The following is a 13,673-nucleotide window of genomic DNA, read 5'->3' on the forward strand; positions in this document are numbered from 1 at the left end:
TACTCTTGGTGCAATGCTGAAGTTTTACATGTTCGCCATTTGGCAGGCTGTTGTCGACCACGGTTTGCCGCTTCTGGGCATGCTGCTCACGGCGATTCTCATTCCTCGCATCGGCCGTTTGGCCGTGCGCGTAATCGAGTCTCGGCTTGATGAGAACGAGGAGTCCACCAAGGCGCGCCTAGCGCTGGCCGGCGCGCTGGTGTACGTGGCCCAGGCGGTGGCGTACTTCCTTCTTATCGTCGCGGCATTGGCCAACCTCGGCGTGCCGCCCCTGGGAGCGGCCATCCCCGCAACGGTCGTGTCTGCTGCCGTTGGTTTCGGCGCGCAGAGCATTATTGGTGATTTCCTCGCAGGTTTCTTCATTCTGTCGGAGAAGCAGTTCGGTGTGGGCGATTACGTGAGCTTTGATGGCGTGACGGGCGTGGAGGGCACCGTGGTGTCCTTGACCCTCCGCACGACCACAGTGCGTACCCCTACCGGCGAGGTGGTCATGGTGCCCAATGGCTCGGCGGGCGTGGTGACGAACTTCTCGCAAGAGTGGTCACGTGCGGTGGTGGATATTGCCATTCCGGTTCATGAGGGCGATAACCTGCCGGACATTACTGCGCGCGTGGAAAAGATTTCGGAACATGCCATCCGTACCCCAGACATTCGCGCGGATGTGGCCGGCGAGCTGGATGTTCTCCCCGCTACCGGAATCGTGGCGCCGACCGTTGCCGGCCAGCCGTGGCAGGTGAAGTATCGCGTGCTCGTGCAGGTCAACCCTGCGCGCCAGTGGGCAGTGGAACGCGCCATTCGCTCAGCCTTGCTGGCCTCCTTCTGGGACCTGTATAAGCTGCCGAAGTCGGAAGCTATTCCGGATGATATCCCTGTGGACCTGAACGAGGCGCCCACGACGGTCATGTCGGCAGCGAAAGCGCAGGAAGCGGACAAGGCCGCAGAGTCTGCTGTAGAGTCGCAGGAAGCGTCACAGGCGGTGTCGGGGGCCGTGGCCAAGACGGACACGAGCAATGACAATGGGCCGGGCCGCCCGGCGTATTCGGACAACGACAAAGACGAAGAACCGGACGAGTACGGGCGAGGCATCTGGCGTGCGGATAAGCCGAAGAATAGGTGGGCCTATTTCTGGACGGTAGGTGGGCGCGTGAGGGCGTCGACAACCGGCCTCCTAGCAGGCCTCGGCGTTGTTGGCGCATTGTGGCTGGCCTCCGCGAACCCGGATGGTGTGGATGCCGGGTGGCTGTCTCCATCGCGCTGGATGAGTGAGATTACGGAATCCGCAGTCCCATCCACCGAGTCCGCTACGCCGGAACCCGCGCCGAGTGAGCACGAGACGCCGGCAAGCACAGGTCAAGAGCCCACCGCAGAGGTGACGGAAGAGACTACGGCGGAAGCCCCGCAGGACGAGACCTCCCCTGCACCAGCGCCGGTAGACACCACCGAAGCGGTTGATGGTGGCGGTTCGGGCACTGAGGGTGCCACGGAGACCGCCACGGGTTTCGAGGAATCCCACGTGCCGGAGACGGCGGTGGCGACCACCGACGCCACCGAGCCTTCTACCGCGAATTAACGGGAGGCTCACCGTGGGAGACGCTCGGGAGAGAGCGCATGAGACATATGAGTGATAGGGATGCAACGCGGTGAAGCGTTACATCTGACTTATCGGTCCCCGAGGACCCTTCGTTACTGGATTCGGGGAATTAATTAATTAATAAAACCCACGCCTGGCTTAAAGGTCATCGACACTGCTTCATGAACCGGGGAATCCGGTGTGAGTAGGTCGTCGACGCGCAGCCACCGCATCCGGGCTTCCTCGCGAGTGACGGTGACGAAGCTATAGCCGTGGCTGTCTAAGTCCACGTGCTTGCAGTGTGGATTGGCTGCGCGCAGCACCTGCTGTGCGGTGTGGGAGACGGCATTACCCGGGCGCATGTTGAGCGCCTCGTTGATATTGGGTGCAGAAATGGAGGCGCACACCATCTCTGCTCCTACGATGCGGTCGCCCTTGGAGATGGTGTGGGCCCATTCGGTGTGGATGTCCCCGGTGAGGAAGAGGGTATGGTCTGGGAGGACGTCGATAAGCGCACGGCGCTCCGCGGAATACCCATCCCACTGATCCCCATTGACGGGGATGCCCGTGATATTGCTCGTGAAGGCGTTGGCCACCTGCGCGGTGACGGAATTCTCCTGCAGCGTTACCAGGTTGAGTGGGGCAAACATGACGGAATTGCCCAGCAGCTTCCACATGGCCTGTGAGGTCTCAATCTTGCCCAGCAGCCAGGTGTACTGCTCCGAACCCAGCATCGAGCGGCCTTCCTTAGTGAACGCCACGGGGTTCCAAGAGACCTGCTCATCGCGGTAGGTGCGAAGGTCCATCATGGTCAGCTCCACCAGATCACCAAAAGTCAGCGAACGGTAGAGATGCCCTGCCTCCGACGGCGCAGTAGCGCGCACCGGCATCCACTCGAAGTAGGCGCGCATCGCCGCCGACTGGCGCGTGGCCCACGGGCCTTCCGTAGCTGGGTCGTGGTTCTCCGCGCCGCCGGACCAGTTATCGTTCGCAATCTCGTGGTCATCCCACACCACGACCCACGGCAGCGCGCCATGCGCGGCCTGCAGGTCCGGGTCGGTACGATAGCGGCCATAGCGCGTGCGGTAATCCGCTAGCGTCGTAATCTCGTGCGCTGGGTGGTGCAGGCGCACCGGGCCGAAACCGGAATAGGCCCCGGAGCGGTATTCATAAATGTAATCGCCCAAAAAGACCATGTAATCAAGCTGGCCCGCATGAGCGCGCTGCGCAATGTCACGGTAGGCGCTGAAGAAGCCCGACTCCCAATTCGCACATGACGCCACCCCAAAAGTGAGCTTCTCCGGTGACGCACTCGCCGCCGGTGCGGTCTTGGTGCGGCCGATGGGGGAGGACACCCCGTCCATGAGGAAGCGATAAAAATATACCGTGTCCGGCTCCAGACCATGCGGGTCCACGTGCACGGTATGGTCACGCTCCGCGGTGGCTAGGGTGTGCCCGCGCTTGACGACGTCCCCCATCTCCCCATCCCGGGCCACCTCCCACTCCACGGTGACTGCGGGGCCCCGCCCGCTGCCGGGGAGAGCCTCGTCGGTGGGCGTGATGCGCGTCCAGAGGATGACCGAATCCGGAATCGGATCTCCTGAGGCCACGCCGTGGAGGAAGGGGAGTTCGCCTTGCGGCGGGTCCACCAAGCCGAGGGACGCGGTGGAGTTGGGGTCAGCAGCGGAGGCGGAAGAAGCGGCGAGGGAAGCGGCCGTGGCGGTGGCCAGGCCGGAGGCGTGAAGGAGGCGGCGACGAGAGAAGGAACGGCGCATGCCTCCACGGTTTCTCCACTGAAGCATTAGTGCAACTTGAGGCGTGAGAATTCGCCCGCTGGTTAAAAACCGTTTTCCCGCATGTTACGAAGGCTTTACCCCTAGGGGTGGAAGGATTTCCAGAAGTAGAGGTTTATGGCTATAACTTATTTTTATGAAGAAGTTCTCTCGCGCGGTTCTCGCCGCATCTTTGTCTGTATCTCTGTCCTTGTCCGTCGTTCCCGCACACGCACAGGTCGACGCTCCCGCCGTGGAGCCGGCCGCCTCGGAAGCTTCGGTGTCTGAATCCTCTCCGACTGAATCCTCGGTGTCTGAACTCGGCGGTGAGCTGTCGTCTGACCTGAACGTGGAATCGTCCAGCAAGGAAGAAGCCGGCGATGCTGAAGGCCAGCAATCCTCTCAGGGCGAAAAGATTGCTCTGGGCGTGGGCATCACTGCTGCTGTTCTCGCCGCCGTCGCTGGTGGCGTGTACTGGGCCGTGCAGCAGGGCATCATCCCGAACCCGCTGCCGGGAGTCATCCCGTCGCCGCAGAAGCCAGCACCCGCTCCGGCCCCGGCTCCTGCTCCTGCGCCGGCTCCCGCCCCGGCCCCGGCGCCTAAGCCCGAGCCTGCTCCGGCCCCTAAGCCAGCGCCTCAGCCAGCTCCTGCACCGAAGCCGGCTCCGAAACCTGCACCTGCCCCGGCACCGCGTCCGGCTCCTGCCACCTACGGTCGCTGCCTCGATGTGTGGAACGCACTGGGCCGTCCCATCTACCCGAGCGACCCGGGCTTCCAGTCCAAGTTTGACCGTGATGGTGATGGCGTAGGTTGCGAGCGCGATCCTCGTTAAGCTAGAGCGCATGAGCGCTTTTTCTTCCATCGAGTCCTGGCCTGTCGATACCGTCGCCGGTGCGCTGCTGCACCGCGGCGAGGTAGTGGAGCAGGTGGGTGATACCTCCCGCCGCTTCCCCGTCGCGTCAGTGACCAAGCTGGTGGCCGCCTATGGGGTGATGGTGGCCGTGGAAGAAGGTGCGGTGGAGCTGGACCAACCAGCTGGTCCCGAAGGCTCCACGCTGCGCCACCTTTTGGCGCATACCTCCGGCGTGGGCTTTGATTCCCGCGAACCGCAAAAACCCGTAGGGGAGCGGCGCATCTATTCCTCTGCGGGCTATGAGTGGGCTGCGGAGGTAGTGGAGAGGGCAACCGAGATTCCTTTCCCTGAGTACCTTGCTGAAGGTGTCTGTGCTCCCTTGGGCATGTCCGCCACCACGCTTGAGGGATCCGCTGGGCATGGTCTGACGTCTACGGTAGAGGACCTTGTTGCTTTTGCCCGTGAGGCGCAGTCGCCACAGTTGCTGGATCCCTCAACGGTGGCTGAGATGACACGCGTCCAATTCCCTGGTCTGCGCGGTATTGTTCCGGGCTATGGCAGCTTCAAAGACTGCACGTGGGGCCTGGGCTTTGAGATTCATGGTGAGAAAGACCAGTGGATGGGGAGATTGCCTTCCGATGCTGTTGGCCACTTCGGCATGAGCGGCACCTTTCTCTGGGTGGCGGGCGAGTGGGCCATGGTGGCGTTGACTGACCGCGACTTTGGGGACTGGTGCAAGCCCCTGTGGGCGGAGACCAACACGGCCATCTGGGAGGAATGCCAGTCCCGCTAGCCGCGCCGGGAAGTCCCCGCGCGGTTGGTGAAGCTGGTCCGCACAGGGGGTAGTGGGGGTGCTGTGGCCGCGATGTATCTACGTGACTTATGTAAACGTTTGTGATTTCAGTGGCGCGTGGGGCGATTTTAGAGGGGGAAGTCTCAAGTTCCACTTGAGGCTGTGGGGGTTTAAGTGCAGGTTGAGGGTTGATGGGGCGCGAGTGGCAAGGGGAAAATTGTGGTCACACTTCAGACGCACCGCACGTGATGCAGACAAGTTCGTAGGGGAAGACGAAGCTCGTCTTGCGTCGGCTTGAGTCGGCGTGCCATCACACGGATGTCAAAGGAGACACAGGAGTGAATCTACGCGTTCACCCGCAACAGGCTGACGCATCTGCGTCGGTCTCGTCAGCGAGTCCAGTCGGTGACTCGCAAGCTTGCCCGGCAAGCAGCTGGCCGAATCGTGTCAGCGGTGAGGTCTGCACAGCCGTGCTGCAGATTTCAGGCATGCCCCGCTGCCTGCGCCCAGCCATCGAGCGGGCTATGGCGCGCTGCATTCGCAGCGAGAGTGAATTCATCGTGCCCGGCGATGATCCCCTCACCGCGCAGTGGTGCACCCGCTGGTGCCGCGATGCCGATTGGGACCCCGTCAGCGGGACGTCGCTGGGCGGCGCTGCGGGCGGCGTAGGAATCGGCTGCCGTCAGGTGCTCACTGGCACGCCCAGTGAGCTGGAGGCCCTGGGCCGTGCGGTGGAGATGCTGGCAGGGGAGTACGGTTTTCGGGCCGTCGTCAAGCGCGCCGCCTGAACCCTAATACTTGAAAGGATCGAAGATGCGCTCAGGAAGGTCTGCCACGGAATTGATGATGCGCGTCGGGCGGAAGGGGTAGCGCTCAATCTCGCGGTCATCGCTGATACCTGAGCGCACGAGGATGCTGCGCATGCCGGCCTCCAAGCCAGACTTGACGTCTGTATCCATGCGGTCACCAATCATGACGGTGTTCTCCGAGTGCGCGCCGATGTTGTTCAGCGCACTGCGCATCATGACTGGGTTCGGCTTGCCCACGTAGTAGGGCTCGCGGTTCGTCGCTGCGGTAATGAGCGCGGCCACCGCACCGGTTGCCGGAAGCACACCTTGGGGCGCTGGACCAGTGACATCCGGGTTCGTCGCGATGAAGCGCGCGCCGTTGCGGATGAGATTAATTGCGGTGGTGATGGCCTCAAAAGAATAGGTACGCGTTTCACCCAGGACCACGAAATCCGCGTCGGTGTCATTGAGAATCCAGCCCGCCTCATGCAGGGCAGTGGTCAAGCCAGATTCGCCTACGACGTAGGCAGTGGACAGCCCCGCCTGGTTCGAGAGGAACGCAGCGGTAGCCGTAGCCGAAGTCCAGATGCGCTCCGCCGGGATATCCAGGCCGGTGTTCTTCAGGCGTGCGGAGAGATCGCGCGGCGTCGACATCGAGTTGTTAGTCAGCACCATGTACTCGATGTCATTATCTTTCAGCGCCTGGATGAAGGCGTCCGCGCCGGGAATCATCTCCCCTTCCTTGATGAGGACGCCGTCCATGTCAGAGAGATAAGAAATCACGAGTGTTCCTCCAGATAATCAGCAAGGTCGCCCACCGTAGTCACGGAGAGTATCGTTTCTTCATCAAGGCGCACCCCACAGGCCTCTTCGAGGCGAACGGCCAGCTCAATGCGCTCTAGTGACTCCACCCCAAGGTCTTCTAGAAGGGCATCGCGCTCCAAGCCTTCCTCGATGCCCGTGACTTTCGTGATGAGGCGAGTGAGTTCGCCGTACGTGTCGCCGGCAGGTGCCGAATCGGTGTCCTCGGCCGGTGCTGAGCCGAAGCGGGCTGCGAGTTGTGCGGAAAGGTCGTTAGCCATGTGCTTCAGTCTAGTATTGAAATGTCATGGTTTATCGAGCACGCTCCTCCGCAATCGCCCGCAGCTGGACCCGCCGGGTCCGCCCACAGATGCGCCGCGTCGAGCATACTGTTTATTCGCAATTGCACGATCTCACCACGGAACCAGGGCTGACGCAGGTCAGCGACCATGGCTTCGTGGACAACGATGGCGTGCGCGTGGCCTGGTATGAAGTCGGGCCCTCCGATGCCGCGGTGACCGCTGTTTTTATTCACGGATACTGTTTGTCTGCGGAGAGCTTCTACTCCCAAGTCGAGGACGTCCGCGCGAATTACCCCTCGGTACGCTGCTTGCTTGTCGACGTCCGCGGCCACGGCCTCACCACCCACGTCGCCCCCTCCGAGTGCACGGTTCGGGGCGCAGCCGACGATGTGCTTGCCGTTATTGCTGAACGTGCCGCTTCCGGCCCTCTCGTCGTGCTGGGCCATTCTATGGGCGGGATGATTGCCCTCAATCTCCTTCGGCGCGCACCTCGACAGGTGGCCCAGCGCATTGACGGCATGGTGCTGGTGTCGACCTCCATGCAGCGCTTTGCCGCAGAGGGGGTTGCGCGAATCCTCGAAACACAGTTTATGAAGGCGGTGTACCGGACTTGCTTGCGGCTTCCAGAACGCGCAAACACCGCGCGCTTTGAGATAGCCGCCGTGGTGGCCCCAGCTTTTGCGGCGCTCTTGCAGGGCTTCCCCCAGATGGACAAGCTACAGTTCCACGTGTCCATGCTGCTCGATACCCCGATGTCGAGCTATTCCGGTTTCTTCGATGACCTCGTGGAGCACTCCGAATTCGGTGCCGCCGCGCGTCTGCGCGATATTCCGGGCGAAATTGTTGTGGGCAAACAGGACATTGTCACCCCTCACCGCCAATCCGAGGTCATTGCCCGCCACTGGCCTTCCGCCAACCTCACCGTTATCGATGGTGCTGGGCACATGGTCATCCTGGAAGAGCCCAGCGAGGTGTCCAAGGCGTTGGGCCGAGTTCTCGATCGCGTACTTGGCGGCTAGTCCCCGCTGCTGGTGGCGGTTGGGCTTTGTATTGGCGTTGGCTGGGTCTCCTGTGGTGGTCGAACCGCCCGTTCTGCCAAAGTTATAGCCTCTGATTCAAGATCTGGCCAGATCTTTGGCAACAACGACAGTTGGCTCCCCTGGGTTTAGGCAAGAAGAATGCCCCTCCCTCCCAAAATGGGGCAGAAGGGGCTGGAGGGCTTGGGGCTGTTAAGCCCTAAGCCTTATTCCGCATCAGGCTTAGTCCTCATCGGTGGACCGGGAGGTGGTGGCCGTCGGGTCATCGAGCTTCAGGTCGCGAGCAGCCTGCTGCACGACACTGCGCTCGACCTTGCCCTCGCGAGCTAGGCCCTCGAGAACTGCGACAACGATGGACTCCGCATCGTTGTTGAAGAAGCGGCGAGCGCCTTCGCGCGTATCGGAGAAGCCGAAGCCATCTGTGCCCAGGACGATGTAATCACCCGGGACGTAGGGGCGAATCTGCTCCTGCAGGTCCGTGGCGAAGTCGGAGACACCGATGAACGGTCCCTCGAAGCCCTTGAGCTGGGTGGTGGCGAAGGCCTCGGTCGGGGCTTCACCCTTGCGCAGGGCCTCCTGGTTGCGGGCAGCGCCATCGCGGGCCAGGTTGACCCAGGACGTGACGGAGAACAGAGAAGCCTTGACGTCGAACTGCTCAGCCAGAATCTCCTGCGCACGCAGTGCCTCATACATACCGACGCCGGAAGCCAGGATGTTGGCCGGGATGGAGCCAGACTCAGCGGTGTTGTAGTGGTAGATACCCTTGTGCAGACCCTCAACGTCGAGGTTCTCCGGCTCAGCCGGCTGCTTCACGGGCTCGTTGTACACGGTGAGGTAGTACATGACGGGCTCGTGGTCCTCGCCGTACATGCGCTCGATACCGCGCGGAACAAGGTGAGCAATCTCGTAGCCGAAGGCCGGGTCGTAAACCTCGACAGCCGGGTTGGTCGACGCCAAAATCGGGGAGTGACCATCCATGTGCTGTAGGCCCTCACCGGTCAGGGTGGTGCGGCCGGCAGTAGCACCGATGATGAAGCCGCGGCCCAGCTGGTCGGCGGCGGCCCAGAAGGCGTCGCCAGTGCGCTGGAAGCCGAACATCGAGTAGAAGATGTACAGCGGAATCATGGCCTCGCCCTGCGTAGCATAGGACGTTGCTGCCGCAGTGAAGGAGGCAGCAGCGCCGGCCTCAGAAATACCCTCGTGGAGGATCTGGCCATCCGTGGCCTCACGGTAGGAGAGCATGAGGTCATGGTCCACCGGCACGTAGTTCTGGCCACGTGGGTTCCAGATCTTCAGGGTCGGGAACCAGGAGTCCATACCGAAGGTACGGGCCTCATCCGGGATGATCGGCACCACGCGCTTGCCCAGTTCCTTATCGCGCATGAGCTCCTTGAAGGTACGGACCAGAGCCATGGTGGTAGCCACATCCTGCTTGCCGGAACCCTTGCGCACCGAACGCAGCTTAGACAGGTCCGGGGTGGTCAACGGAGTGAAGTTCTCACGGCGCTCCGGAAGGAAGCCGCCGAGCTCTTTACGACGCTCCAGCATGTACTTGATTTCCGGAGTCTCCGGACCCGGGTGGTAGTACGGCGGCAGGTACGGATCAGCCTCCAGCTGCTCATCCGTAATCGGGATTCCCTGCTTATCGCGGAAGAGCTTGAGGTCCTCCAGGGTCAGCTTCTTCATCTGGTGGGTAGCGTTGCGGCCCTCGAAGTTGTGGCCCAGGCCGTAGCCCTTAATGGTGTGGGCCAGAATGACGGTCGGGCGGCCGGTGCCGGCGTAGCTCAGAGCCTTGTCGTACGCAGCGTAGATCTTGCGGTAGTCGTGACCACCGCGGCGCAGTGCCCAAATCTCATCGTCAGTCATGTCCTCGACCAGCTTGAGCGTGCGCTCATCGCGGCCGAAGAAGTGCTCGCGGACGTAGGCGCCGTCGTTGGCCTTGAAGGTCTGGTAGTCACCATCGGAGGTGGTGTTCATGATGTTGACAAGGGCGCCTTCCTTGTCGGCGTCGAGAAGCTTGTCCCAGCCACGGCCCCACACGACCTTGATGACGGACCAGCCAGCGCCGCGGAAGAAGGACTCCAGCTCCTGGATAATCTGGGTGTTACCACGCACGGGGCCATCGAGGCGCTGCAGGTTACAGTTGACCACGAAGGTGAGGTTATCCAGCTCGTAGAGGGACGCCATCTGCAGCAGACCGCGCGACTCCGGCTCATCCATCTCACCGTCACCCAGGAAGGCCCAGACGTGCTGCTTCGAGGTGTCCTTGATGCCGCGGGTCTCCAGGTACTTGTTGAAGCGAGCCTGGTAGATAGCATTAATCGGGCCGAGGCCCATGGACACAGTCGGGAACTCCCAGAAGTCCGGCATAAGGCGCGGGTGCGGGTAGGACGGCAGTCCCTTGTCCTCGCCACGGGAGTGCTCCTGACGGAAGCTGTCCATATCCTCCTCGGTCAGGCGGCCTTCCATGAATGCGCGGGCGTACACACCCGGGGAAGCGTGGCCCTGGAAGAAGATCTGGTCACCACCAGACGGATCGTCCTTGCCCTTGAAGAAGTGGTTCAGGCCAACTTCGTAAAGCGGGGCAGCGCCCGCATAGGTAGAGATGTGGCCGCCCACGCCAATGCCTGGGCGCTGTGCGCGGTGCACCATGATGGCTGCATTCCAACGAATCCAGCGGCGGTAGCGCTTCTCCAACTCCTCATCGCCCGGGAACTCCGGCTCGAGAGACGTGGGGATGGTGTTTACAAAGTCTGTGGAGGTCAGGGACGGCAGCGGTACACGCTTTGCCGTGGCGCGCTCCAGCAGGCGCAGCATGAGGTAGCGGGCGCGCTCCGGATCGGAAGAATCCAGCAGACCGTCGAGGGAGTCCATCCACTCACGGGTCTCTTCCGGGTCGTTATCGTGCAAGTACGCGGCTACACCATCGCGAACGATGGGGAAGTTGGAGTCGCCGTTGACAGCGTCCAAGTCGGCCATGGAATCCTCCTGGTTCGTGGTACAAAGATCTGTCACAAGGATACGCGCCTCCTTTTGGGGAGACACGTCGAGGCCCCCACGGGTGGTTTTACAGGGGAAAATGTCCACTTCTAGGCAGATTTGGGGGCGGTTCGACGCGAAAAACTGCACCGCAGACGTTAAAATACTCTGCATGACAACGACGACTCCATCGGAAGGAACTCAACGCGTGACCGGAACGGCAGCCAAGCTCGGCATCACAGAGGGACAGATTGCCCTCGAGCTCGGGTGGGATGAGGACTGCGATTCCACGATTTCCGAGTCCATTGAGGACGTACTGGGAGATGACTTCCTTGACGAGGAAACCGACGAGCTGTGTGACGTTGTGCTGCTGTGGTGGCGCGCTGAGGATGGCGACTTGGTTGACGGCCTTGTAGACGCTACCCGCCCCCTCGGGGACTCTGGCCGCATTTGGCTGATGACCCCGGGCGCTGGAAAGCCGGGCAACTTGGAGCCGGGCGAGATTTCTGAATCCGCTCAGCTGGCCGGCCTCGTACAGACCAAGGCTGAGCGTCTCGGTGAGTGGCAGGGCTCCTGCCTCGTTGCGCGCGGCTACACCAAGAAGCCTTAAGGATTAAGGCGAAAAGCCTGCTCAGGTGGCATTCGCAGCAACAAGAGGAACCCTGATTTGTTGCTGCGGGTGCCTATAGGCTAATCTTGTGCGAGCGCACCAAGTGCACTGCGGCTTTAGCTCAGCTGGAAGAGCAACTGGTTTACACCCAGTAGGTCGGGGGTTCGATCCCCTCAGGCCGCACCAAATGAAACCCCTTTCCGTTAAGTTGGAGAGGGGTTTCGTCGTGCTCGGACGGCGCCCGCGCTAGAACAGCAAACACGTATTGAGAGGGATGGCATTGATGCGTAAACAGAAAAGCGCAGCCTACTGGTGGAGCGTTACTGCCGTTGTAGTGCTGTTTATCGCAACGCTTGTAATCAATTATCTAGCAGGACTAAGTGCTGATGAATCATACTTTGGAGCACATTGGTGGCATCGTCTGGCGTGGGTTACGCCACTGTTGTTCTTGGCTTCTTTGATTTGGGCCTGGTTCGAGCACAGGAAGGTGCATCGGTATCCTCATTGACCCGTATTTAGTAGCGTCGGGAGTGAATGAGAAGGCCTGCTTGCCGATTCGGAGACATTCTTCTTCACTACCGTTGATTGGCCACACTGCTTCTGGCATGTCTTCGCTAGAAGCGTTCGTGGCCGCGCTCGCGGATTTTCTCGTAGAAGTCCGGCTTGGAGGCGCCGTACCGTGAGCGGGTACGCCGCGAGGAGACCGGAGCTGCTTCCGTGGAGGGTGCTGTGGTGTCGGGCTCGTCCTGCTTCGGAGTAAGAGACTGCGAGGACTCTGCCTCGGAAGGAGCAGTCTCGTCGGTGGTGGGGCCATCGACTGCAGCGGCAGCGGCAGCAAGTGCAGCTTCCTCCTCGCGGGCGCGGCGGCGTTCCCTAATCTCAGACCAGACGAAATATGCGAAGCCCAGCGGCGCCATGATTCCGAAGGCAATCCACTGGTAGCCGTAAGACAGGTGGTTGCCGCGGTCCAGCTTCGGGATCGGGAGAGTATTGAGCTCACCTGGCTGATCGGCGGTGAGTTGGAGGTAATCGTGGGCAAGGGGGACGTCGGTAAGCTCCGCGATCTGTTCCGTATTGATGGAATAGACCTGCGTGTAGCCTTGCTGTTCAGTCGGGGCGGAGGTGTGTTGGGGCTCATCGGCGCGGGCCATGGCCTCGATGGTGACCTCCGCGCTCGGAGCCTTGTCGATGTGGGGCACGGCGTTGCCCTCATCTGTGGGCACCCAGCCGCGGTTGACCAGCAGCGTCATGCCCGAGGTGGTCTCAAAAGGAACGAGCGACTGGAACGCAGGGCTCGACCCCACCGGGCGCAAGCGCAATAAGACCTCCTGGTCGGGGAGGTAGTGGCCGGTCAGCTCAGCGCGCGTCCACTCCTTGTTGAGAGTGCCGTCGGCGGAGAAGACCTCCTCAATTGGCTGCGGATCGGAGTCGTAGGCTTCCTCAATGAGGTGGTTGCGCTCCACAATCTGGTCGTCCTTGCCCAGCTGCCAGGGTGCAAGCACCGTGAAGGTGAAGTAGCTAAAAGCGACGACAAAGATGAGCAGGAGTACCCACCCAGGCTTGAGGAACGTCTTGAGCATGAGGCCCAGTCTAGTCGCGCTGCTGGCGAATCCAATCGAGCAGGCCCGGCACCGCGGCATCAATCTCCTTGCGGGTGCGCTCAAAGTCCTCCTCGGTGCCGTAGAAGGGATCCTCTACGCTGGCATCCTCCGGGGAATTCGGATCGAAGCTGCGCATGAGGCGCACCTTCTCCTCAGGGATGCCACGCTCAAGGAGGGCATCGCGGTGGCCGGTATCCATGGCCACCAACAGGTCGGCATCCATGTGCTCCTCACTGAGCTGGGCAGCACGGTGGCTTGCACCATCGTGGCCGCCGCGGCGCAGCTCAGCCACAGCGCGCTCATCGGCTCCCTGGCCCACGTGCCAGCCGCCGAGGCCGCACGAGGAGACGCGAGCTAGAAGATCGAGCATGTCGGTCTCCATGGCATCGCGGGTGATGATTTCCGCCATCGGTGAGCGGCAAATATTGCCAGTGCACACAAAGACGATGTGGAGCTGGTTATCGTTCTCCGGAGGCGTCATGGAGGGGACTCCTTACAATATCGAGGGTGCGCTGGCGAACGAAAGCTAGGATATAGCAGCAACGCGACTGACGTGAAACCTACCTT

Annotated in this window: 12 protein-coding genes and 1 tRNA gene; 7 read left to right on the plus strand and 6 right to left on the minus strand. The window is 61.6% G+C overall.

The window, feature by feature from the left end; all coding sequences use genetic code 11:
- Positions 1-13: 13 nt before the first annotated feature.
- A complete protein-coding gene (locus HMPREF2875_RS03315) occupies positions 14-1,570 on the plus strand; it encodes a mechanosensitive ion channel family protein (RefSeq protein WP_083311834.1) in 1,557 nt (518 codons plus the stop codon).
- 134 nt (positions 1,571-1,704) lie between these two features.
- On the opposite strand, the gene HMPREF2875_RS03320 is transcribed toward HMPREF2875_RS03315, so the two are convergent.
- Positions 1,705-3,372 carry an alkaline phosphatase D family protein gene (locus HMPREF2875_RS03320; protein ID WP_246817022.1) on the minus strand — a complete coding sequence of 556 codons (1,668 nt, stop codon included), beginning with the start codon at positions 3,370-3,372 and terminating at the stop codon, positions 1,705-1,707.
- Positions 3,373-3,499: 127 nt separating this feature from the next.
- Between HMPREF2875_RS03320 and HMPREF2875_RS03325 the strand changes: the two genes are divergently transcribed.
- From HMPREF2875_RS03325 to HMPREF2875_RS03335, 3 genes are all read left to right on the plus strand, one after another.
- The gene (locus HMPREF2875_RS03325) at positions 3,500-4,174 is read left to right on the plus strand and encodes an excalibur calcium-binding domain-containing protein (protein WP_070670245.1); all 675 of its coding nucleotides are present in this window, start codon (positions 3,500-3,502) and stop codon (positions 4,172-4,174) included.
- A gap of 10 nt (positions 4,175-4,184) precedes the next feature.
- Positions 4,185-4,988 (plus strand): serine hydrolase domain-containing protein, encoded by an 804-nt coding sequence (locus tag HMPREF2875_RS03330; protein ID WP_070670247.1) that lies wholly within the window; start codon positions 4,185-4,187, stop codon positions 4,986-4,988.
- Between the two features lie 338 nt (positions 4,989-5,326).
- Positions 5,327-5,776 (plus strand): hypothetical protein, encoded by a 450-nt coding sequence (locus HMPREF2875_RS03335; protein WP_070670248.1) that lies wholly within the window; start codon positions 5,327-5,329, stop codon positions 5,774-5,776.
- 3 nt (positions 5,777-5,779) lie between these two features.
- Here the strand turns inward: HMPREF2875_RS03335 and HMPREF2875_RS03340 are convergent, their stop codons facing one another.
- On the minus strand, positions 5,780-6,559 hold the full coding sequence (locus HMPREF2875_RS03340) for an HAD-IIA family hydrolase (protein WP_070670250.1): 780 nt from the start codon (positions 6,557-6,559) through the stop codon (positions 5,780-5,782).
- A complete protein-coding gene (locus HMPREF2875_RS03345) occupies positions 6,556-6,858 on the minus strand; it encodes an acyl carrier protein (protein ID WP_070670252.1) in 303 nt (100 codons plus the stop codon). The genes HMPREF2875_RS03340 and HMPREF2875_RS03345 overlap by 4 nt, the downstream gene beginning before the upstream one ends.
- Positions 6,859-6,884: 26 nt before the next feature.
- On the opposite strand from HMPREF2875_RS03345, the gene HMPREF2875_RS03350 reads away from it, so the two are divergent.
- Positions 6,885-7,898 (plus strand): alpha/beta fold hydrolase, encoded by a 1,014-nt coding sequence (locus HMPREF2875_RS03350; RefSeq protein ID WP_070670258.1) that lies wholly within the window; start codon positions 6,885-6,887, stop codon positions 7,896-7,898.
- Between the two features lie 240 nt (positions 7,899-8,138).
- Here the strand turns inward: HMPREF2875_RS03350 and aceE are convergent, their stop codons facing one another.
- Positions 8,139-10,895, minus strand: a complete 2,757-nt coding sequence (aceE, locus tag HMPREF2875_RS03355) for a pyruvate dehydrogenase (acetyl-transferring), homodimeric type (RefSeq protein ID WP_070670324.1) — start codon at positions 10,893-10,895, stop codon at positions 8,139-8,141.
- A 172-nt stretch (positions 10,896-11,067) separates the two neighbouring features.
- Here aceE and HMPREF2875_RS03360 point away from each other — a divergent pair, with 172 nt between their 5' ends.
- Both HMPREF2875_RS03360 and HMPREF2875_RS03365 read left to right on the plus strand, forming a co-directional pair.
- Entirely contained in the window at positions 11,068-11,505 is a 438-nt protein-coding gene (locus tag HMPREF2875_RS03360; protein WP_070670261.1) for a DUF3052 domain-containing protein, read from the plus strand.
- Between the two features lie 110 nt (positions 11,506-11,615).
- Positions 11,616-11,691: transfer RNA gene (locus HMPREF2875_RS03365), tRNA-Val, on the plus strand.
- Between the two features lie 428 nt (positions 11,692-12,119).
- On the opposite strand, the gene HMPREF2875_RS03370 is transcribed toward HMPREF2875_RS03365, so the two are convergent.
- Together HMPREF2875_RS03370 and HMPREF2875_RS03375 are read right to left on the minus strand one after the other, a co-directional pair.
- Positions 12,120-13,085 carry an SURF1 family cytochrome oxidase biogenesis protein gene (locus HMPREF2875_RS03370; RefSeq protein WP_070670264.1) on the minus strand — a complete coding sequence of 322 codons (966 nt, stop codon included), beginning with the start codon at positions 13,083-13,085 and terminating at the stop codon, positions 12,120-12,122.
- A gap of 10 nt (positions 13,086-13,095) precedes the next feature.
- Entirely contained in the window at positions 13,096-13,587 is a 492-nt protein-coding gene (locus HMPREF2875_RS03375; RefSeq protein ID WP_070670267.1) for a low molecular weight protein-tyrosine-phosphatase, read from the minus strand.
- Positions 13,588-13,673 lie beyond the last annotated feature (86 nt).

Origin of the sequence: Corynebacterium sp. HMSC078H07 (genome assembly GCF_001812805.1) — a bacterium.
Classification (GTDB): Bacteria; Actinomycetota; Actinomycetes; order Mycobacteriales; family Mycobacteriaceae; genus Corynebacterium.